The sequence below is a fragment of the Rhodococcus sp. Leaf247 genome, from assembly GCF_001426185.1.
GTDB lineage: Bacteria > Actinomycetota > Actinomycetes > Mycobacteriales > Mycobacteriaceae > Rhodococcoides.
Genome location: NZ_LMRP01000002.1, coordinates 854,421 through 874,526, shown reverse-complemented (window position 1 = coordinate 874,526; position 20,106 = coordinate 854,421). Strand labels below are relative to the sequence as shown.

Below are 20,106 nucleotides of genomic sequence, written 5' to 3'. Positions count from 1 at the left end.
GAGCCTGCCGGTGCTAGGCGGCGAAACGGAGAACCGTGACGGACGTACGTCGGTCGCGGATTAGGCGGTTGTTCGCCAGGGTCGGCATGGAGTTGAAGCGCCACCAGCCGGGCCCCGTCGGGAACAGCACATCGGTCGCGGAGACGACTGCCGGGATCTCCGAGGCGAGCGACGCCCCTCGCCGCGACGACATACTGAACGGCATGGCCGGCATCGTGTAGTGCTCGGTCAGGTGGACTCCGGCGACGGTCCGCTGGGACAACCACTCGGGAATGGAGTCGAAGATCATGCCCCCACCGGGGAAACGTGCGGCGCACTGCGTGATGAGGTCGATGGCCATGCGCTCGTCGAAGTACATCAACAGCCCCTCCGCGGAGACGAAGACGCCGGGTTCGGGATCGATGCCGTCGGCCCAGCTCAGGTCGAAGGCGGACTTCGCGACCGGAACGATCCTATCCTCGTGAGGCAGAACGCGGGCACGCAGGTTCATGACGGGTTCGAGGTCGACGGAGTACCAGTCGTTGTCCGGGCGGCCGAGGCGCCAGTAGGCGGTCTGCAGTCCCTCTCCCAGCGCCACCACGGACGCATGCGGGCGCGAGGCGAGGTAGGCCTGCACGGCGGAGTCGAACGTGCGCGCGCGGAGCGCAGCGGCAGCGGCCGGCTTGCCGAACTTCGACCAGTCGTATTCGATCGACCGGTGGATGTTCACTGCCATGGGGTCGTCGATGACGGACTTCGCACCGGACGCGAACGCGGCCCGGTTATGAAGGGTGTACAGGGTCGTGGAAGATACCCCGTCGAGGGTATTTCCGTCGATCAGCCCAGAAGTCACGACAAAACCTCACTGTTAACCGGATTGGTTGGAGATAAAACAGAACTTAGTGGTTTTTTCCGGGCCCGTGGACCATTCGGTGTCGGTCGTTCGAATGAATCAGTGTCGCGGGGGTGACGGGTGGTATCAGAGTTGCGAGAGGTTCTACTTCTCTGCTGGCGTGACAGTGGCCATCCACAAGGTGGGGGCAGCGAGAGCTATCTCGAACACGTCGGTGCCGGGCTGGCCGAGCGCGGTATCACCGTGACCCTGCGCACCGCGTCGTACCCCGGTGCTCCGTCGTCCGAGACCGTGCACGGCATCAGGATCAGCCGCGCCGGCGGCCGGTACACCGTCTACCCCCGGGCTCTCGCCTCATTGGCACTGGGTCGCCTCGGGATCGGACCGCTGGCCGGTCTACGCCCCGACGCGGTGATCGACACGCAGAACGGCATCCCGTTCTTCGCCCGACTCGTCACCTCGGCCCCGGTCACCGTCCTGGTGCATCACTGCCACCGCGAGCAGTGGCCGGTGGCAGGTCCCGTCATGGCGAAGGTCGGATGGTGGATCGAGTCCCGACTCTCCCCGCGCGTCCACCGTCGGTCGCAGTACCTGACCGTGTCGCTCCCGTCCGCCGACGAACTCATCGCCCTGGGCGTCGACCGCGACAGGGTCGCCGTCGTCCGGAACGGCGTCGACGAGATCCCGGCGGACGTCGTGCCGGGCGACGTGGCGACACGTGCGGACGTCCCCACGCTCGCCGTCCTGTCCCGGCTGGTTCCGCACAAGCAGATCGAGGACGCCATCGACGTGGTGGCGACGCTGCGCCGATCGTTCCCCGAACTGCGACTCGACGTGATCGGCGGTGGGTGGTGGGACGAGAACCTGCGAGCCCACGCCGCATCACGAGGTGTCGGCGACGCCGTCACTTTCCACGGGCACGTGTCCGAGACACGGAAGCACCGGATTCTGGCGCGCAGCTGGGTCCACGTTCTGCCGTCCCGCAAGGAGGGGTGGGGACTGGCCGTCGTCGAAGCCGCTCAACACGGCGTGCCGACGGTCGGCTACCGACACTCGCGCGGTCTGACCGACTCCGTCGTCGACGGGGTCACCGGGGTGCTGGTGGGCGACGAGTGGGTCGGTCAGGACACCGATGTCGCCGATCTGACGGACGCCGTGAGCACCCTGCTCGAGGACGGCGATCTGCGACGACAGCTCGGGGAGAAGGCACGGCTGCGCACGCGGGAATTCTCGTGGGCGCAGTGTTCGCGGGCCGTCGAGTCGGTGTTGACCGATCACGCGCGCGGGCGTCCGGTCACCGGCCTTCTCACCGAATCCGGTCGCGGCGAACTTCCCTGACGGACACGGCGCCGGCGGCGAGGATCGCCAGAGCCCACAGAACGTGCGCTGCTCCGACCGGCCACACCGCACTCGCCACCCGGGACGCGGGGTGGGGAACGGCGTAGAGCGCCAGATCCTCATCGGCGTAGACACGGTCGAGTCCGGTGAGAGTGCGCGCGGAGTCGCCGAGTTCGCCGGGCGACGTCTCGACGAGGATCCACCCGACGCCGAGATCCGCCAGGTCCGACGCGGGGGCACCGCGCAGCAGCAGCGATTCGACCCGCCGCGCTACCGTGCTCTCTCCCTGCACCGTGACAGCCCCCACCGGCAGATCGCCGGTCTGCAGCACGTCGGCGCGCAACCATCGCGGAGCCGGGTCGAGTACAGGCGCTTCCCCGGACCAGTCGAACCGGCGGAACGTGCCGCCCGGCAGGACGGCGACCGACGCGTCGGACGTGCCCACCCGGTCGGTCACCTCGGCCCATCCCGTCGGATACCGGACCGGGCGCATCGCGCCGTGCACTCCCCACGCCAGGTCGGGGAGGACGATCACGAGTGCCGCGACCGCGACGATGGCGCCGCGCAGACGTCGGCCGTCGACCGCCGCGCCCGCGCAGAGTGCGAGTGCGGGCATCCACAGGGCGACCCATTTCTGGGAGTCGCGGAACAACCCGGCACCGGGTACCGACTCCGCGGCCCATCGGCCGAGATCGAGCCCGATCGGAGTGGCGGCGAGGGCGATCAGCACGACGGACACCGCGCCGGTGAGCAGGAGCGCCGCGGCCACGGGCGATGCGGTCCGGCGTAGTCGGGGGAGTCCGGCGGCGGCCAGACCGAGCAGCACGGCGGTGCCGACGACGGCGTACAGGGTGGTCCGGGACGCGGGGACCGCGTCGGCGTTCCAGATCCCGCCGAGACCCGCGAGGGATCCGATCGTGGCCAGGCCGGGCTCCGCGCGCGCGGCGAACGCGGCGACTCCCGACGGGTCCGAACCGGCCCCGGCCCCGGAGAGCGCGGTGGCGACCAGCCACGGCGCCGACACGACGACGGTCGACACGACGAGGACGGCCACTCGCCACCCGCGGCGCACGCCGCCGGGAGCGCTCAGCGTGACGAGGGCCAGAGCTGCGCACATCAGCACACCCGTGGGGGTGAGCCCGGCGATGCCGAGACACAGTACGAGCGGCGCCGCTGCCCGCAGATCGCCCCGCTCACGCAGACGACGCGCTGCACACACGGTCCACGGCAACGCGGCGTACCCGACGAGCAGACTCCAGTGACCCTGCAGCAGGCGCTCGGCGACGTACGGGTTCCACACCGCCACCGTCGCGGCCACGAGGGAGGGTCCCGTCGCATCGGTATCCAGCAGGCGCGACGTCATCCTCGCCGCACCCAGGCCGGCCGCGACCAGCGCGAGGAACAGCACACCCACCACGAGGGTGCCGCCGTCGATCACGGTGGTCGCCGCGGCGACCGCGGCGTCCTGCGGGACCGCGCGCGCTGCCGCGTCGGACAGTCCGAGGGCGGACTCGGTGAGGTGCGAGCGAGGTGTCGACACGGCGTCGCGCAGCAGGAGGTATCCGCCGCCGGGGAGCAGCGCGCCGAGAAGCGGTCCGAGCGCCGCGGCGGCCAAAATGGTGGACCACCCGGCCGACCACGCCCCTGCCCGCACGCTCGGCCCTGTCATCATGTGGGCATGATCCCCGCGCGCTCGTCCACCGTCGTGGCCGGGGTGAGCATCGTGACGGCCGGATCGATGCTGGCGAACATCGCGTCGTACTTCCTGCATGTTCCCGCCGGCAGGCTGCTGGGTCCGGAAGGGTACGGCGAGTTCGCCTCGTTGCTCGCCGCACAGTTGGTGCTGGCAGTGCCGGCGTTGGCCGTGCAGACCGTGGTCGCCCGCAACAGGGTCCGGGGCGCGGCGCTCGCGGATGTACGGCGACTGGGGATGATCCAGGCCGCGGTGGTCGGACTGCTCGCTCTCGTCGCGACACCCTTCGTGGCGGCGTTGCTCGACACGAGTGTCGCCACGACGGCCGCAGCGCTGTGCACGGCACCCTTCCTGGTACTCCTCGCGACGGAACAGGGTGTGCTGCAGGGTGATTCGCTGTTCGGAGCCCTCGGTGTCGTTCTCGCCGTGAGCGGGCTGGCCAAGGTCGTTCCTGCCGTCACGACGCTGCTGCTCGGCGGATCGGCGGGGCCGGCGCTCCTGGCCGGGGCCGTCGGAACCGCGGTGACGGCTCTTCTCGTCCGCATCGTGGTGACTCGGCGCGCCACGCACAGGGATGGGGGCGGGAGCGCGACCCGGTGGCGCGATGTCCTCGCCGCGTCCCAGGTACAGCTGGTGATCGTCGCACTGTCGTCCGTCGATCTCCTGTTGGCGCGACGCGTCCTGGATCCCGAATCGGCCGGCATCTATGCCCTCGGAGCGGTCGCGGCGAAAGCGGCGTTCTGGCTGCCACAGTCAGTCGGAGTGGTCCTCTACCCACGGATGGCCGATCCGAGACAGTCCGCCGACGCCGTCCGGACGGCTGTCCTGGTGCTGCTGGGCGTCGGATCCGTCGTGGTTCTCGGTGCGGCGGTGGTGGGCCCGGTGGTGCCGCTGGTGATGGGTGAGCAGTACGCCCCCGTGCGGCACCTGCTGTGGCTGTTCGCCGCGCAAGGCGCACTGCTCGCGATCGTCCAGTGCGGTCTCGTCGCGTCGGTCGCCCGTGGTGACACCCGATCGGCACTGATCGCGTGGGCCGTGCTCGTCGTCGAGGCCGTCCTCGTCCTGTCCGTCGTGGACGGCGTCGTCGAGTTGATCGTCGTGGCGACGGCATGTGCCGCGGCCGCAACTGTTGTGGTTTTCACCAGCACTCGGTCACGTACGCGTGTGACACGATCGACGGAGGTGGATCGTTCGGGGACGAGTCGAGGGGTGGGTCCGTGAGGCTGCGTAGGGGCGCGACGGGTATCGATGTACTGCACGAGCCGACGGGTAGCTGGATCGACCTGAAAGCCGCCGGAGGAGAAAGTCTTCCGGTGTCGGTCGTCGAGTTCCTCGGTCTCGGCGAGCGTGCTCGGGACACCGCACGGGAACTCGTCGATCGCGCGGTGACGGCCGGAACGGCGACAGCCACGACGTTCTCCCCACTGCCGTTCGAGCCACGGTCGCTGCGGTGCTTCGCAGGGTGGGACACGCACTGGCATCAGGCGGCCGAGAGCATGGTGCGGCGCAACCTGCCCGCCGTGCTTCCTCTCGCCAAGACGTACCAGGCGATCATGCGCAAGCCTTTCCCTCCGCTTCGGCCGGGGTCCGCCGTCTTCGAGCACCCGATCTACTACACGGGCAACCATCTGTCCGTCGTGGGCGACCGAGCGCCGATGCTCTGGCCCGGGTACACCGAACTGCTGGACTTCGAGCTCGAGTACGGCGCCCTCGTCGTCCGACCGGTCAGAGACGCGTCGCCCGCCGAGGCCGAGGCCGCGATCGGCGGCTTCGTGGTCTTCAACGACTTCAGCGCTCGCGACGTGCAGTGGGACGAGCAGCGGAACGGTCCCTTCGGACCCGTGGTGAAGACCAAGACGTTCGGCAGCTCGATGAGCGCCGAGGTGGTCACCGCCGACGAGGTCCTGCCGCACCTGGGCAACCTTCGCGGCAGCGTCACGGTGAACGGCGAGGTCTGGACGCAGACGTCCACCGAGGGCGGCCGCTGGTCCGTCGCGGACGGGCTGGCCTACGCCAGCCGAGCCGAGGACATCGGCCCCGGTGAACTGCTCACCTCGGGAACCCTTCCGTCGGGGTGCGGGATGGAACTCGATCGGTGGATCCAGCCCGGAGACGTCGTGCGCCTCGAGATCGAACGCATCGGCTCGGTGACGAACACGGTCGCCCAGCGCGGCTGATCTACGCTCGCGTGCATGCGCGCACTGGTCATCGAGGAGTTCGGTCGGCCCGGCGTCGTCCGTGAGGTGGAGCGTCCGGACGCCGCGCCCGACGGTGCTGTCGTCCAGGTGGCGGCCACCGGAGTGTGCCGTAGTGACTGGCACGCCTGGCAGGGCCACGACAGCGACGTCTCCCTACCGTTCGTTCCCGGTCACGAGTTCGCCGGGACCGTGGTCTCGGTGGGTGCCGACGTCGACCGCCGGTGGATCGGGCGCCGCGTGACGACGCCGTTCGTGTGCGCATGCGGAACCTGCGACACGTGCGCTGCCGGTGACCATCAGGTCTGCCCGAACCAACAGCAACCCGGGTTCACCCATGACGGGTCGTACGCGGAGTTCGTGGCGGTGCGGTACGCCGAGACCAACCTCGTCGCGCTTCCCGACGCCGTGTCGTTCGACGTCGCGGCGACGCTGGGCTGTCGGTACGCCACGGCATGGAGAGCTGTGCACCGGCGGGCGAAGGTGCTGCCCGGCGAACGGGTGGCCGTGTACGGCTGCGGCGGCCTCGGCCTGTCCGCGGTGATCATCGCGTCCGCCGTCGGGGCGGTCGTCACGGCCGTCGACTCGTCTGCCGACGCCCGTGAGCTGGCACATCGGCTCGGCGCCGTGTCGACGTCCGATCGCGTGGTGGAGGACATGCACGTCTCGCTCGAATGCTCGGGGAACGCCGGACTGGCCGATGCCGCCATCGTCGCGTTACGACGCCGCGGCCGCCACGTCCAGATCGGCCTGCTGCCCGGTGGGGCGCACGTATCGATGGATGCCGTGATCGCCAAGGAGATCGACGTGCTGGGCAGTCACGGGCTGTCGGCGCGGGAGTATCCGGAACTGCTGCGCGAGTTGCCTCACGTGGCGGTCGAGTCGATGATCGCCCGCCACGAACGGCTCGAGGGCGCCCAGCTCGCGCTGGACGCCCTCGGCGCGTCGGCAGGAGTCACGCTCCTGCACCCCTGACCTTCAGTGCTCAGTGCTTGCGGAGGTCCGTCCGCGGGATCTCCTCGGTGCGGTCCGAGGTCCAGTCGTGATCCGGTGCTGCACCGCGACCGGTGTCGGACGGCGTCCCGGGTCCGTCGGGGCGGGGTCCGGGCCCGGCGTTCGTCGCGCGAGTGCCCTGGCCGGAGCGGCCACTGCGGAGGAGCAGCAAGATTCCCGCAGCCAGCAGGACGATGCCGAGCACACCGGCGACGATGGGGACTGTGCGTCCGATGAGGGCGATCTCGTCCATGCCGTCACGTGCACGGCCCAGCTGGTAGGTCACGGTGTTGTCGTCGAAGCCGATGACGCCCTTGATGACGTCGACCTCGGGAGTGCCGGCGCGACGTGCGTAGTACTGGTGCACGTCCTCCTGGCCCTTGACGACGACTCCGGTGACCGGCTCGACGTAGATGTCGCGAGTGTTCTCGTAGAACCGGGTCATCGTGATCGGGGTGGCCCCGCCCTCGACGCCCCAGGTGCTGGCGGGCAGGGCGACCTTGTTGGCCGGCGAGTTCACGACGGCGGAGAGATCGACCGCCGGGATTTTCTGCGTGTAGTGGTAGACGGTGACGCCCTCGATCTGCGTCTCCTCGACGAAGGTCATGTCGTAGCTCTGGCGGGCGACGATGTCGAAGAAGGGGTACGTCTGCTTCTGGGCGTCGAACGGGAACTTGTACTGCAGTCCGTCGTGCGCCACTTCCTCAGCGGGCTTGTCGCTCTGGCTCTGGATGGACCCGACCGGCTCGACGGGCATCGACGTCACACGGTCGAGGGTCACGCGGTCGACCGTCGCGGTCAGCAGGCCGGTGTCACCCTGTCGGTCGGTGCGACGCAGAGTCGAACCGGCCTGGACGGTGACGGCGTCCGCACCCGAGGGCTCCTCGGTGGTGACGAAGCGCTGGGAGACCAGAGGAACGTTCTGATCGACCTTCGCCGACCCGGCTGCCAGCGACCGGGAATCGAGGACCGATCCGGTGCCGGAGGAGACGGTGGTGATCTCGAGATCCAGCGGTGTCTTCTCGAGACGGCCGACCGTGTACAGCGGGATCAGGATGGCGACGACGAGGAAGAAGACACCGAGGCCGATGAGGATCGACGGGATCACACGCGACGGTGATGATCTGTTCGCCATGATAGAGGGTCCCCCTGTGAGCTGTGCACCGCGATGTGATGCGTGCTGCCGATGATGGGTCGAACACTAACGCATCGGGGGGTTCGTCGTTCGGACGTGATGCGGCAGACTCGACTCACGATGACCACAGTGCAGAACGACCGTCCGAGCGGGCAGGCCAGCGGATTCGTGCCGGCGCTCGAGGGAATGCGCGGTCTCGCGGCGGTGGGTGTTCTGCTGACCCACGTCGCATTCCAGACCGGGACCACGTCCGTTCCGGTGATCGGCGCCGCGCTGGGTCGACTGGATCTGGCGGTGGCGGTGTTCTTCGCACTGTCGGGTTTCCTGCTGTGGCGACCGCACGCGGCGGCCGCGCGGGGACTGCGGTCCCGGCCGTCGACCAGGACCTATCTTCTGCACAGGGCTGCTCGTATCCTGCCCGCGTACTGGCTGGTGGTGGCCGTCGTGCTGACGTTGCTGCCCGGCGCCGGTGGGGGCGTCCGGCTCTGGCTGGCCAACCTGACGCTGGTGCAGGTGTTCGTGCCCTTGACGTTGACCGAGGGAATGACCCAGATGTGGTCGCTGTCGGTGGAGGTGGCGTTCTATCTGCTGCTTCCGCTGATCGGCCTCGCGATGGCATCTCTCGCCGGTGCCCGTGCCCGGTTCCGCATCCCGGTGATCCTGGCGGTGTCGGTGATCTCGCTCGGTTGGACCTTCCTGCCCATCGCCACGGAGGCCGGGGTCAACATCGAGAACTGGATGCCCGGCTACCTGGCGTGGTTCGGCGCCGGGATGATCGTCGCCGAGGCGGCCGCGAACACGGCCGGTGATTCCGTGCTGGTCCGCATCGCGAGCAGACGATGGCTTCTGACGGGCGTTGCCGCGGTGGCCTTCGCCGTGTCCTCGACGCCGCTCGCCGGGGAGCAGGGACTGACGACGCCGGCTGCGTGGCAGTTCGCGGTGAAGGTCCTGCTGGGAGCCGTCGTGGCTTTCTGCCTGATCGCTCCGCTCGTACTCGGTGTCGGCGTGCGCACGCGGTGGCTTGCCGGACCCTTCGCGCTGACCATCGGGCGGTGGTCGTACGGCATCTTCATCTGGCACCTCGCCGTACTCGCGGTGGTCTTCCCGGTTCTCGGCATCGCGCCGTTCGACGGTCAGTTCCTCGTCCTCGCGGGCGTGACTCTGGCGCTGACCCTGCCGGTCGCGGCGGCCAGTTACGCGCTGGTCGAGGAACCTGTCCGCGTCGCGCTCCGTCGCCGGGAGGAGCGTCGTCGCAACGGAGGTATTGCAGCGAGCGCGGCGGCGGCCACCCCGAGCAGCGCCGCGAGCTGAATTCCCGCCGAGTGCCCGACGTACCCGCTCGCCGATCTCCACGGCCCGGTGGACAGCGCGGCGCCGGCGACGGACAGGCCCAGCCCTGCGACCGCCACCAGCACGCGACCCCGAACGCGCTCTCCCCACCGGTGACCGACGGCCGTGACGGCGGCGGCGAGCAGCACGACCCAGCCGAGAGCGGCGATCCCCCCGATCACCCACACGGCAGCGAGCAGCGCTGCGCCGGCGAGCCAGGGACTGCCCCGGGTCGGCGTCGGCTCCGTCGCCGGATCCGGCTCGCGTCGCCGTAGCGCGAAGAGCCCCAGTCCGACGAGAAGCAGAAGGCCACAGACGATTCCGAGGCGATACCAGGTGTCGGCCGGATACGACAGCGTCACCTCACCGGAGAGTCCGGCCGGGAGAACCCACCCCTGCTGCCACCCGCTGACGACGACCGGCGTCAGCGTCGAGCCGTCGGGCCGCGTCGCCACCCACCCGATGTTCGTGCTCTCGGGAACCACGAGGATGCGGTCCTCGTCCGATCCGGCCACGACGACGCGTCGGGTGTCGGCAGTCCACTCACCGGACGACACGGCAACAGGCTTCGGTGTGGGCCCGGGTGCAGCAGCGAGCGGTGCGACACGCAGGGCGATGCTGTCCACGACGAACGCGTCACCGGGGTCGACCGACACCGAGTGCGACCCGGCCGGCAGCGGAACAGGATTGGAGACGTTCGCGGACACCGGAACATCGCCCGCGCACACCTGCGCCCGGATCGGTGCGCTGCTCGCGAGCGCTCCCGCGGTGGTCGAGACCGCGGTCTGCACCAACTGGCCCGCCACGGTCATCGTGGGGCCCTGCGCGCAGGACAGCTCGATGACGCGATCGGGGTCGAACGGCGCCGCAGTCGTTCGGGGGAGCACTGTCAGATCGGCGAGACCGGGAGGGCGGATCTGGTCGAATCCCAGTGCGGTGCGGTCGATCACGTCGTCCCAGTCGACGATCGACAGCACGATCGAGTCGGTCACGGCGGGCTCGAGATCGATCGTCGTCCGTCCCGAGTCGTCGATGTCACGGACCTGCGGACCCGTTCCCAGATTCACCGCGACGCGAGTGGGGTGGGCAGGCAGCGTTCCCAGAGACTGCGCCAGTTCGAGACCGTCGACCAGCGTCGGCCGAGGCAGCGTCACCGTCACGGTGGGGTAGGTCCCGGCGCGTCCGTCGACGGAGTCCTGGGCGGCTGTCCACGACGTTCGTTCGTCCCCGTCGGTCAGCGCGAACGCCGAGCCTCGGACGTCCGAGACCTCTGCGGCGCCGCGAGCGCGCGGACCCGTCCCGTCGTCCAGCAGGTCGGCCAACGCAGGTGACTGCCGGGACCGCAGCCACAGTTCCGGGGTGACCGCGGTACCGGTCGGAACCGACAGAGTCCTCTCGAAGCTGTCCAGCTCCTCCGGTTCCACCGCGATACCACCCGCGCAGCGCACCCTGTCCGGAGTGTCCACACAGCCGGTTCTCCCCGACAGTTCCTGCCCCAGGTCCCATCCCGTGACGCTCACCCCGGGCGCCGGGTCCGGCATCGCGGTGCCGCGAAGGATCGTCACGGGCGTCGGAGCGTCGCTATCGGAGAAATCGGTCAGTCGAAGATCGCTGATCGCGAATTGGGCTCCGGTGGAACCGTTCTCGGTCTGGGTCGCCGTGATGCGCACGCGTGACGTCGTGCCTGCGGGAAGCGCCACGGTCACCACGTCGCCGGGCTCGCCGATACGAGCGGCAGCGGTGCCGTTGTCCGTCTCGACCTCGACCCACTTCACCGGAGATCCCAGGGCTCCGGGGCTGGTGCGGAACTCGACCACTCCCGAGGAGATCGTCTCGTCCAGGTCCAATTGGATCCACTGTCCGACAGAGCTTTCGAGGCCGCTGCTCACCCAGCTCGTCGTGGTGTCTCCGTCCACGGCCGCCGCCGGCCCGTTTCCCGGCGCCGCACCACCGAACTGGACCGCATCGGATGCGGAGGACGACACCGTGACCCGTGCCCCCGTCCAGGAGCCCTGCACGAGCGGGGCCGCGTCGACGGGGTAGTCGGGAACGAGGTTCAATGTTCGCCGAGGATCGTCGGGCGTTCTGAGGGCGCTGCTGTGATCGTCGACCGATCCGAAGTCGACTTCCCTGTTCATCGGGGTGTCGGTGACCAGCACGCGGTCGGCGGGAAGCCCGGCGGCTCGCGCGTCACCGTCGAGGAGAACGGGTCCGGCCGGTACCGGATTCAAACCGCCGCGTTCGCGGTGGTCGTCCAGACGGGCCAACACTTCCGGGCCTCCCTGCACACGCGGGACGTCGGATGCGGCGACCGTGTACGGACCGACGACTGCGTCGTAGTCGGGGTCGGCGGCGAAGATCTCGATCGCCGGGTAGGTCGGACGCAGATCCGAGTCCGCGACGATCCCGTCGACACGGCCCGGTCCGATGTCGTCGCCGAACGTGGCGACGCGGGTGAGGCCGGGCGAGTTCTCGATGCTCTGGTGAGCCAGTGACGTGCGGGTGGACCGCGACGTCTCCGGGTCGAGATCGTTGCGCAGCACCAGGTATCGGATGTTCATCCCGGCCAACGTGTCGGCCATGCCGTCGGACGGTCGCCCGTCGGCCAGCAGGCGCTGCACCGAGTCGAGGGCTCGAATCGCTCCGGGCGGCACCAGCGGGACGGCGTCGCGGACCGCCCAGGGAGACGATGCCAGCGCCTGCAGCGGTTCGTCACGCGTGAGTCCCCAGAGCTGGGCCGCCAACGGTGCACCGGGCACCACGAGAGCTCGGCTCTGCGCCGGAGCCTCGCCGGCGTTGTCGGACAACCACTGTGCGGCCTCCGACCACTCCCCCGGGACCTTCTCGTACGCTCCGCGAGGTGCGAGACGACCGGTCCATGCCAACGACGTCGCCACGGTGAGTGCCACCAGGATCAGAGCTGCGAACGCCATCAACGGTTCGCGCTCCGGGTGCGACGCCGCGCGGCGCCACCGCGGCGACGACACGGTGCCGGGTAGCGGCGCGTGGGTGAGCAGGTGCGCCAGCCCCAGGACCAGCGGAAGACGGATCACCGGTTCGAGCTTGTGGATGTTGCGCAGCGGCGCGCCCGCGGTGTCGAGGAACAGGCGGACCGGTTCCGACACGGGAGAGGCGAGGCCGCCCACGTAGCCCGCGGTCATGCCGACAATGCCCACCATCAGGACGAGCACGAGGCGTCCGCGCGCCGGCATCGACCGCATCGCCAGACCTGCGAGCCCCGCCGCGGCGACGACGCAGGACGCGATGACGGCCGCCGGTTGCGTGACCACCACCGCTCCCGCGATGCGCTCGGGGGAGACGAACGGCGTCCAACTGCTGGTCCCGCGAAGAACTTCCGTGAGCGAGGCCCACTGCGTCGTCGTCCCCGAGGACTCGATGTAGTCGAGGAACGGCGGACTCACGCCGCCGAGGATGAACAGCGACACCACCCACCACGACGTCGCGGCGGCCAGCGCCGGGATCCACCACAGCGTGAAACGTCTCCAGCGGGCATCGGGGCGATGCGCCAGCCACCACACCACGGCGACCAGGGTTGCCGCAGCGGTCGCGACCGCGTTCACCGCCCCCATCAGGGCGACCGCCACGGCCGACGATGCCGCCGCGCGCGGTATCGACACCGGCTTGCCCGAGAAGACACGCACCAGGGGGATCAGCACCCACGGCGCCAGCATCATCGGCAACGACTCCGAACTGATGGACCCCAGCGTGGTGATCACCCGAGGGGCCAGCGCGAACGCCAGCGCCGCGACCACTCGCGATCCGCGACTGCCCACCCCGAGTGCCTCGCACAAGCGGATGATGCCCCAGAACCCGGCGAACAGCAGGACCGCCCACCACAGGCGTTGGGTCACCCAGCCGGGCAATCCGAGGATGTCACCGAGCGCGAAGAACGAACCGTGAGGAAAGAAGTATCCGTACGCCTGATTCTGAACCTGCCCGAACGTGGCGTCGGACGTCCAGAGATGAGACGCGCGAGAAAGAAAACCGAGCGGGTTCTGCGTCAGGTCGTACTTGGTGTCCGCGACCGTCAGGCCCGGAGCCTGGACGAACGCCAGAACCAGCGCACCCAGCGCAGAGAAGAAACGCCACCGAGGCCCGACGGGCGCGGTGGCGGGAGCCGACGACGTCAGCGGCTGCCGTACTCGACCTGGTTCAGAAGGGAGGAATCGGCGGTACCGGAACGATCGACATCCGGGCGGGTGTTCGACGAGGCAGCAGCCGTCGCACCGAATACGACGGCAACGCCCAGAACGGCCCCTACAACTGCACTGATCGCTGCGGTCTTCACACCGGCGAACTTATCATCCCGACCGGCCTCCGGCCTGCCCGCAGGTCACCCCGACCGACCCGGCGGCACTATGAGGACCGGGCGATGACTGTGCTTGAGCACCAGGTCCGCACACGAGGACTGCAACAACGACCGCAGACCGGTCCGACCGCGGGTTCCCGTGACGATGATGTCGGCGTTCACCTCGTCGGCCGTCTCGACGATGGTTGTCCAGATCGCCGAATGGGATTCCTCGCAGCGCCCGTCCGCGTTGATGCCGGCGCGCTTGGCCAGTTCGAGACCCTCGGTGTTGGTGACCCTCGCGTCGGCGAGCGCGATGTCCTCGGTCTGCTCGTCCGGGAGCCACTCAGGCGCCATCACCCCGGACAGGCCCGACATGCGCGCTGCCTGGCGGACCATGGGTTCCCATGCAGTCAGGACGATGGCCCGTTTCGCCTGCAGGAATCTGCCGGCGTAGTCCACCGCCCGCCGTGCATTGTCCGAACCGTCGTACGCGATGAGCATGACGTCACACGACATGAGAGGCCTCCCGATGATCGGCGGTGGTCACGGATTCTACCGTCGCGGGTCGTCGACGCGCGTGGCTCCGCGATAACGTTTCGGTCATGTCCCGACGCCGAATGTTGTCCTTGTTCGCGGCCTGCGCGATGGCCACGACGGCGTGCGGAGCCGGTGACACGGCCGCCCCGGCACCGACGACGACCGACGCTCCGACCCCGTCGGCTGCCGCATCGTCGTCGCCGCTGCCGGCGCCCGCGGTCCCCGCACCGGACGCGTGCGCGTCGGCGATCGACGCCCTCACGATGCGTCAACGACTGGCTCAGCTGCTGACCGTCGGCGTGACCGGCACCGACGATGCGGTGTCCGTGGTGCAGTCGGAGCAGGTCGGCGGCGTGTTCGTGGGCAGCTGGACGGACAAGCAGATGCTGACCGGCGGCGGAGTCGCGCAGATGCAGCAGGCGTCGAGTGTGCCCGTCATGGTCACCATCGACGAGGAGGGCGGGCGGGTGTCCCGCGCGAAGGACCTGCTCGGCGACATCCCGTCGGCACGCGAGACGGCCGCCACGATGACACCCGACCAGACCTACGAGATGTGGCTCGAGCGGGGACGCGGACTGCGCGACCTCGGCATCACCGTCGACTTCGCGCCCGACGTGGACGTCAGCAGTCAGCCGGACGACTCCGTGATCGGTGACCGCTCGTATTCGGACGACCCGGCGACGGTGGTGGCCTACGCGAGCGCTGCCGCCAGGGGACTGCGGGACGCGGGCGTCCTCCCGGTGCTCAAGCACTTCCCCGGCCACGGCGCGGGCTCGGGTGATTCGCACACCGGCGCGGTCACGACGCCTCCGCTGGAGGAACTGCAGGCCCGCGACCTGGTGCCGTTCCGCGACCTCGCCGCGTCGGGGGTCGGTGTCATGGTGGGCCACCTCGACGTTCCGGGTCTGACGACGGACGGTGTCCCCGCCAGTATCAGTCCCGCCGTGATGTCGTTGCTACGCGACGGAACCGGCTACGGAGCGGCGCCGTTCACCGGGCCCATCTTCACCGACGACCTGTCGGGAATGGCCGCGATCACGTCCCGGCTGGGTATAGAGGATGCGGTGAAGACCGCGCTCGTCGCCGGCGCCGATGTCGCCCTGTGGATCACCACCGACGCCGTCACCAGCGTTCTCGACAACCTCGAGGCCGCCGTGGCGTCCGGTGAACTGCCGAGCAGCCGCGTCGACGAGGCCGCGCGGACTGTGCTCGCTGCCAAGGGGGCGCTCGGTTGCTCGTGACGTAGAGTCGAGCTTTCTGGGCAGAGGGGACGTTCGGCCCGAACAGAGGGCAGAGTCGGGGAGGTACGGATGGCGGGCGGAACCAAGCGGTTGCCGCGTGCGGTCCGCGAGCAGCAGATGCTCGACGCTGCGATCGAGGTTTTCTCCGAGAACGGCTTCCACAGCACGTCGATGGATTCCATCGCGGCTCGCGCCGAAATCTCCAAGCCGATGCTCTACCTGTACTACGGGAGCAAGGACGAACTGTTCGCCGCGTGCATCCACCGCGAAGGACTCGAGTTCGTCCAGGCGATGACGCCCGCAGCCGATCCGACGCTCACGCCGCGCGAGCAACTCCGCAAGGCCCTGCTCGGTTTCCTCACCTTCGTCGACGAGCATCGGTCGTCGTGGATGGTGTTGTACCGCCAGGCCATCGGTCAGCAGGCATTCGCCGGTCAGGTGCAGAGCAGCAGAGACCGTCTGATCAGTCTGACGGCGTCGTTGCTCGAGATGAGTACGAAGGATCCGCGACCGGAACACAATTTCGGATTGATGGCCGTCGCCCTGGTCGGGGCCGGCGAAGCCGTGGCCGACAGGGTGGCCGGTGGAGAGATCGACGTGCACCAAGCCGTCGACCTGCTCGAGAGTCTCGCGTGGCGGGGGCTTCGAGCCTGAGCCCCCGCCCGCAAGTCACTGCGTCGGTACGTCAGCGCAGGGTGCCCGTCAGGAACGGGTAGCCCTTCTTCGGGTGCTTCAGGGCGACATCCCACTGGCCGGGACCTTCGCCGGTGCCGACACGCTCGGCGTAGACGTTGATCTTGGCGGGCAGCACGATCGGCTTGCCGAAGCGCACCGAGTACGTCACCTTGTCCGCGATCTTTCCGTCCACGGAACTCAATGCTGCTGCAGCACTCCACATTCCGTGCGCGATGGTTCCCGGGAAACCGAACGCCTTCGCGCCGAGGGACGAGATGTGGATCGGGTTCCGGTCGCCGCTGACGCCGGCGTACCGCGAGACCGTCTTCTGATCGACGCGCAGCGTGGACGTCGGGGGCGGCGGGACCTCGTCGGCAGGCGGTGCCTCCCGCGGACCACCGGACAGGGACGTCTTCTGCAGACTCAGGAACGTCGACGTCTGGCGCCACACCACTTCCCGACCCACGGAGACGTCACTGACGACGTCGACCATCAGACCCTTGCGATGCTCACGGAAGTTCTCCGCATGCACCGCGATGTCGAGCGGTTCGGACGTGCCGATCGGCCGGAAGCTCTCGATGACGTTCTCGGCGTGGACGGACCCCATGGCGGCGAACGGGAAGTCCTTGGACACCATCAAGGCCATCACCGTCGGGAAGACCAGGGTGAACGGATAGGTGATCGGCAGTGCGTCGGACAGGCGCAGGCCGGTGACCTTCGCGTACGCCGCGAGGTTCTCCCGATCGACGCGGATCCCCTTCAGCGTGTAGGTCGTGTCCGGAACGGACGGTGTGCGCTTCCCGCCGCCGATGATCGGCAACGAGTCCAGAGCCGCGCGGGTGTAGATGTCGCGGATCTTCGGAGGAGAGTCGAGAGCGATCACGGTGCCCACGCCGGTCACGCTCCGATCAGCGACTGACCGCACACGCGGACGATCTGTCCGGTGACGGCGTTGGAGGCGGGGCTCGCGAAGTACGCGATGGTCTCCGCGACGTCGACGGTCTGGCCGCCCTGCAGCAGCGAGCTCATCCGTCGTCCGGCCTCACGGGTGGCGAACGGGATGGCTGCCGTCATGGCCGTCTCGATGAAGCCGGGCGCCACCGCGTTGATGGTGATGTCCTTCTTCGCCAGTTCCGGAGCCTCGGCGTGGACCAGGCCGATGACGCCGGCCTTGGACGTGCCGTAGTTGGTCTGTCCACGGTTGCCGGCGATGCCCGCGATGGAGGACACGTCGACGACGCGGCCACCCTCGTTCAGCGTTCCCGACGCCACCAGGGCGGTGGTAAGGCGGTGGGGAGCGGCGAGGTTGACGCCGATGACGGAGTTCCACCGGCCGTCGTCCATGTTGGCGAGCAGCTTGTCGCGCGTGATGCCGGCGTTGTGCACGACGATGTCGAGGCCGCCGCTGTGACGCTCCTTGACGTGCTTCTCGAGCACGTCGGCGGCGTCGGGTGCGGTGACGTCGAGGGCGAGCGAGGTGCCGCCGACCTTGTTGGCGGTCTGCGAGAGAGCTTCGCCGGCGGCGGGGATGTCCGCGCAGATGACATGGGCGCCGTCGCGGGAGAGGACCTCGGCGATGGTGGCGCCGATGCCGCGGGCGGCACCGGTGACCAGTGCGACCTTGCCGGCGAGCGGCTTGTCCCACGATGCGGGAGCCTCGGACGAATCCTTGCCGACGGCGATGACCTGGCCGGACACGAACGCCGACTTGGCCGACAGAAGGAAGCGCAGCGTGGACTCGACACCCGACAGGTCCGGCGCGGCGTCCGCGGAGACGTAGACGAGCTGGGCGGTGCCGCCCCGACGGAGTTCCTTGCCGACGCTGCGCGTGAAGCCCTCGAGCGAACGCTGCGCGATGTGCGCCTCGACGTCGGTGGTCTCCTCGGGCGTGGTGCCCAGGACGACGACGCGGCTCGAGGCTCCGAGGCGACGGACGGCGGGCTGGAAGAACTGGTAGAGCTGCTCGAGCTGCTCGATGTTCTCGATGCCGGTGGCGTCGAAGACCAGGGCGCCGAGCTTGTCGTCGTGCGGGCTGGCCGACGGGTAGTCGGAGAGCAGAACTCGCAGCGGCTCGACGAGGCGACCGGTGCCGCCGATCAGGACTGGACCGGCGAGCGGCGGCTCACCCTCCTTGTAGCGGCGCAGAGTCTCCGGCTTCGGCAGTCCTGCCTGCTTGGCCAGGAACGCGCCCGGAGCAGAGGAGAGGAACTGCGAGTAGAGGTCAGGGGCTCCCTTGGTGGCTGCCATGTTCCTACCTTCGTGTCGTGTTTGTACGGAACCGTCGTGGAGAAGGACGGGTATCGACAAGTAACTTACTCGTGAGTAAGAATAGAGTCCACGACGAAGCGGTCCCAACTGTGGCCGTATCACTTGCGTACAGGGAGAATCGTTCGATGACCAGCAAAGAAAAGCGCCCCGTCGCGATCCTCGGTGGAAACAGAATACCGTTCGCGCGCTCGAACAAGGTGTATGCCGACGCCTCGAACCAGGACATGTTGACCGCCGCGATCGACGGACTGGTCAGCCGCTTCAACCTGCAGGGCGAGCGTTTGGGTCTCGTGGCCGGCGGCGCCGTGCTCAAGCACAGCCGCGACTTCAACCTCACCCGCGAGGTCGTGCTGGGTAGTGCGCTGAGCCCGTACACCCCCGCCTTCGACTTGCAGCAGGCCTGCGGCACCAGCATGCAGACCGTCATCGCGGTCGGCGACGCCATCGCGTCGGGCCGCATCGACGTCGGCATCGGCAGCGGCGTGGACACCACCTCCGACGCGCCCATCAGCGTCAACAACGAACTGCGCGAGTTCCTGCTGTCGCTGAACCGGGCCAAGTCCACCGGTGACCGCATCAAGCTGCTCGCCAACGTCCGTCCCTCGATGCTGGGCATCGAGATCCCCAAGAACGGCGAGCCGCGCACCGGCATGTCGATGGGCGATCACGCCGCCGTCACCGCCAAGGAGTTCGGCGTCCGCCGCGAGGACCAGGACGCCCTGGCCGCCGCCAGCCACCAGAACATGGCCAAGGCGTACGACAGCGGATTCTTCGACGACCTGGTCACCCCGTACCTGGGTCTGACGCGGGACGACAACCTGCGCCCCGATTCCACGGCCGAGAAGTTGGCCAAGCTCAAGCCCGTCTTCGGCAACTCGCTCGGCGACGCCACGATGACGGCCGGCAACTCGACGCCGCTGACCGACGGCGCATCGTCGGTGCTGCTGTCGACGGACGAGTGGGCCGAGCAGCACAACCTGCCCGTGCTGGCGCACCTCGTCGACTCCGAGTTCGCCGCCGTCGACTACGTCCACGGCAACGGTTCCTACAAGGACGGCCTGCTCATGGCGCCGACCTACGCCATCCCGCGTCTGCTGGCCCGCAACGGCCTGACGCTGCAGGACTTCGACTACTACGAGATCCACGAGGCGTTCGCCTCGGTCGTTCTCGCGACGCTGCAGGCGTTCGAGAGCGACGAGTACTGCAAGGAGCGTCTGGGTCTCGACGGCGCGCTGGGGTCGATCGACCGCAGCAAGCTCAACGTGCACGGCTCGTCGCTCGCAGCGGGTCACCCGTTCGCCGCAACCGGTGGACGTGTCGTCGCGACGCTCGCGAAGATGTTGGCGCAGAAGGGGTCCGGTCGCGGACTCATCTCCATCTGCGCCGCCGGCGGTCAGGGCATCACGGCCATCGTGGAGGCCTGAGCTCCGCCCGTATCGCCTATGAGAGGACCCGGCTGCGAGGGGTGGCCGGGTCCTTCTCTGTACCTGCTGCAACGAACCGTTCGGTCTGGCACAGTGGGGGCGTGCAGCGGTGGCGGGGCGAGAGTGGGTCCTGC

The 20,106-nt window shown here is 69.0% G+C and carries 16 protein-coding genes; 8 read left to right on the top strand and 8 right to left on the bottom strand.

Features of this window, described 5'->3' with window-relative positions; genetic code table 11:
• Positions 1–13 precede the first annotated feature (13 nt).
• Positions 14–832, bottom strand: a complete 819-nt coding sequence (locus ASG64_RS13475; protein WP_056074029.1) for a class I SAM-dependent methyltransferase — start codon at positions 830–832, stop codon at positions 14–16.
• Between the two features lie 132 nt (positions 833–964).
• On the opposite strand from ASG64_RS13475, the gene ASG64_RS13470 reads away from it, so the two are divergent.
• Positions 965–2,170: a glycosyltransferase family 4 protein gene (locus ASG64_RS13470; protein WP_056074374.1), complete on the top strand. Its 1,206-nt coding sequence runs from the start codon at positions 965–967 to the stop codon at positions 2,168–2,170.
• On the opposite strand, the gene ASG64_RS13465 is transcribed toward ASG64_RS13470, so the two are convergent.
• Positions 2,139–3,842, bottom strand: coding sequence for a hypothetical protein (locus tag ASG64_RS13465; protein WP_442971140.1), 1,704 nt, complete (start codon positions 3,840–3,842; stop codon positions 2,139–2,141). The genes ASG64_RS13470 and ASG64_RS13465 overlap by 32 nt on opposite strands.
• A 6-nt stretch (positions 3,843–3,848) precedes the next feature.
• On the opposite strand from ASG64_RS13465, the gene ASG64_RS13460 reads away from it, so the two are divergent.
• From ASG64_RS13460 to ASG64_RS13450, 3 genes are read left to right on the top strand one after another with little or no spacing between them, the layout of a single operon-like run.
• On the top strand, positions 3,849–5,084 hold the full coding sequence (locus ASG64_RS13460) for a lipopolysaccharide biosynthesis protein (protein WP_235579590.1): 1,236 nt from the start codon (positions 3,849–3,851) through the stop codon (positions 5,082–5,084).
• Positions 5,081–6,040: a fumarylacetoacetate hydrolase family protein gene (locus ASG64_RS13455; RefSeq protein WP_162245390.1), complete on the top strand. Its 960-nt coding sequence runs from the start codon at positions 5,081–5,083 to the stop codon at positions 6,038–6,040. The genes ASG64_RS13460 and ASG64_RS13455 overlap by 4 nt, the downstream gene beginning before the upstream one ends.
• 15 nt (positions 6,041–6,055) lie before the next feature.
• A complete protein-coding gene (locus tag ASG64_RS13450) occupies positions 6,056–7,033 on the top strand; it encodes an alcohol dehydrogenase catalytic domain-containing protein (protein ID WP_056074027.1) in 978 nt (325 codons plus the stop codon).
• A 10-nt stretch (positions 7,034–7,043) separates the two neighbouring features.
• Here ASG64_RS13450 and ASG64_RS13445 read toward each other — a convergent pair whose 3' ends face one another.
• A complete protein-coding gene (locus ASG64_RS13445) occupies positions 7,044–8,186 on the bottom strand; it encodes a DUF3068 domain-containing protein (protein WP_056074026.1) in 1,143 nt (380 codons plus the stop codon).
• A gap of 120 nt (positions 8,187–8,306) precedes the next feature.
• On the opposite strand from ASG64_RS13445, the gene ASG64_RS21295 reads away from it, so the two are divergent.
• Entirely contained in the window at positions 8,307–9,497 is a 1,191-nt protein-coding gene (locus ASG64_RS21295) for an acyltransferase family protein (protein WP_200933472.1), read from the top strand.
• On the opposite strand, the gene ASG64_RS13440 is transcribed toward ASG64_RS21295, so the two are convergent.
• From ASG64_RS13440 to ASG64_RS13435, 3 genes are read right to left on the bottom strand one after another with little or no spacing between them, the layout of a single operon-like run.
• Positions 9,380–13,666 carry an alpha-(1->3)-arabinofuranosyltransferase gene (locus ASG64_RS13440; protein WP_056074025.1) on the bottom strand — a complete coding sequence of 1,429 codons (4,287 nt, stop codon included), beginning with the start codon at positions 13,664–13,666 and terminating at the stop codon, positions 9,380–9,382. The genes ASG64_RS21295 and ASG64_RS13440 overlap by 118 nt on opposite strands.
• Complete coding sequence (locus ASG64_RS21290; protein WP_082518427.1) at positions 13,663–13,824, bottom strand: DUF2613 domain-containing protein; 162 nt, start codon at positions 13,822–13,824, stop codon at positions 13,663–13,665. The genes ASG64_RS13440 and ASG64_RS21290 overlap by 4 nt, the downstream gene beginning before the upstream one ends.
• Positions 13,825–13,869: 45 nt before the next feature.
• On the bottom strand, positions 13,870–14,343 hold the full coding sequence (locus ASG64_RS13435) for a universal stress protein (RefSeq protein ID WP_042576164.1): 474 nt from the start codon (positions 14,341–14,343) through the stop codon (positions 13,870–13,872).
• 86 nt (positions 14,344–14,429) lie between these two features.
• On the opposite strand from ASG64_RS13435, the gene ASG64_RS13430 reads away from it, so the two are divergent.
• Both ASG64_RS13430 and ASG64_RS13425 read left to right on the top strand, forming a co-directional pair.
• Entirely contained in the window at positions 14,430–15,605 is a 1,176-nt protein-coding gene (locus ASG64_RS13430) for a glycoside hydrolase family 3 N-terminal domain-containing protein (protein ID WP_056074024.1), read from the top strand.
• A 69-nt stretch (positions 15,606–15,674) separates the two neighbouring features.
• On the top strand, positions 15,675–16,259 hold the full coding sequence (locus tag ASG64_RS13425) for a TetR/AcrR family transcriptional regulator (RefSeq protein WP_042576162.1): 585 nt from the start codon (positions 15,675–15,677) through the stop codon (positions 16,257–16,259).
• Between the two features lie 31 nt (positions 16,260–16,290).
• Here ASG64_RS13425 and ASG64_RS13420 read toward each other — a convergent pair whose 3' ends face one another.
• Complete coding sequence (locus ASG64_RS13420) at positions 16,291–17,181, bottom strand: MaoC/PaaZ C-terminal domain-containing protein (RefSeq protein WP_442971139.1); 891 nt, start codon at positions 17,179–17,181, stop codon at positions 16,291–16,293.
• Positions 17,178–18,527 (bottom strand): 3-oxoacyl-ACP reductase, encoded by a 1,350-nt coding sequence (locus tag ASG64_RS13415; RefSeq protein WP_056074023.1) that lies wholly within the window; start codon positions 18,525–18,527, stop codon positions 17,178–17,180. The genes ASG64_RS13420 and ASG64_RS13415 overlap by 4 nt, the downstream gene beginning before the upstream one ends.
• Before the next feature lie 146 nt (positions 18,528–18,673).
• Here ASG64_RS13415 and ASG64_RS13410 point away from each other — a divergent pair, with 146 nt between their 5' ends.
• Positions 18,674–19,972, top strand: coding sequence for an acetyl-CoA C-acetyltransferase (locus ASG64_RS13410; protein ID WP_042576159.1), 1,299 nt, complete (start codon positions 18,674–18,676; stop codon positions 19,970–19,972).
• Positions 19,973–20,106: the final 134 nt, after the last annotated feature.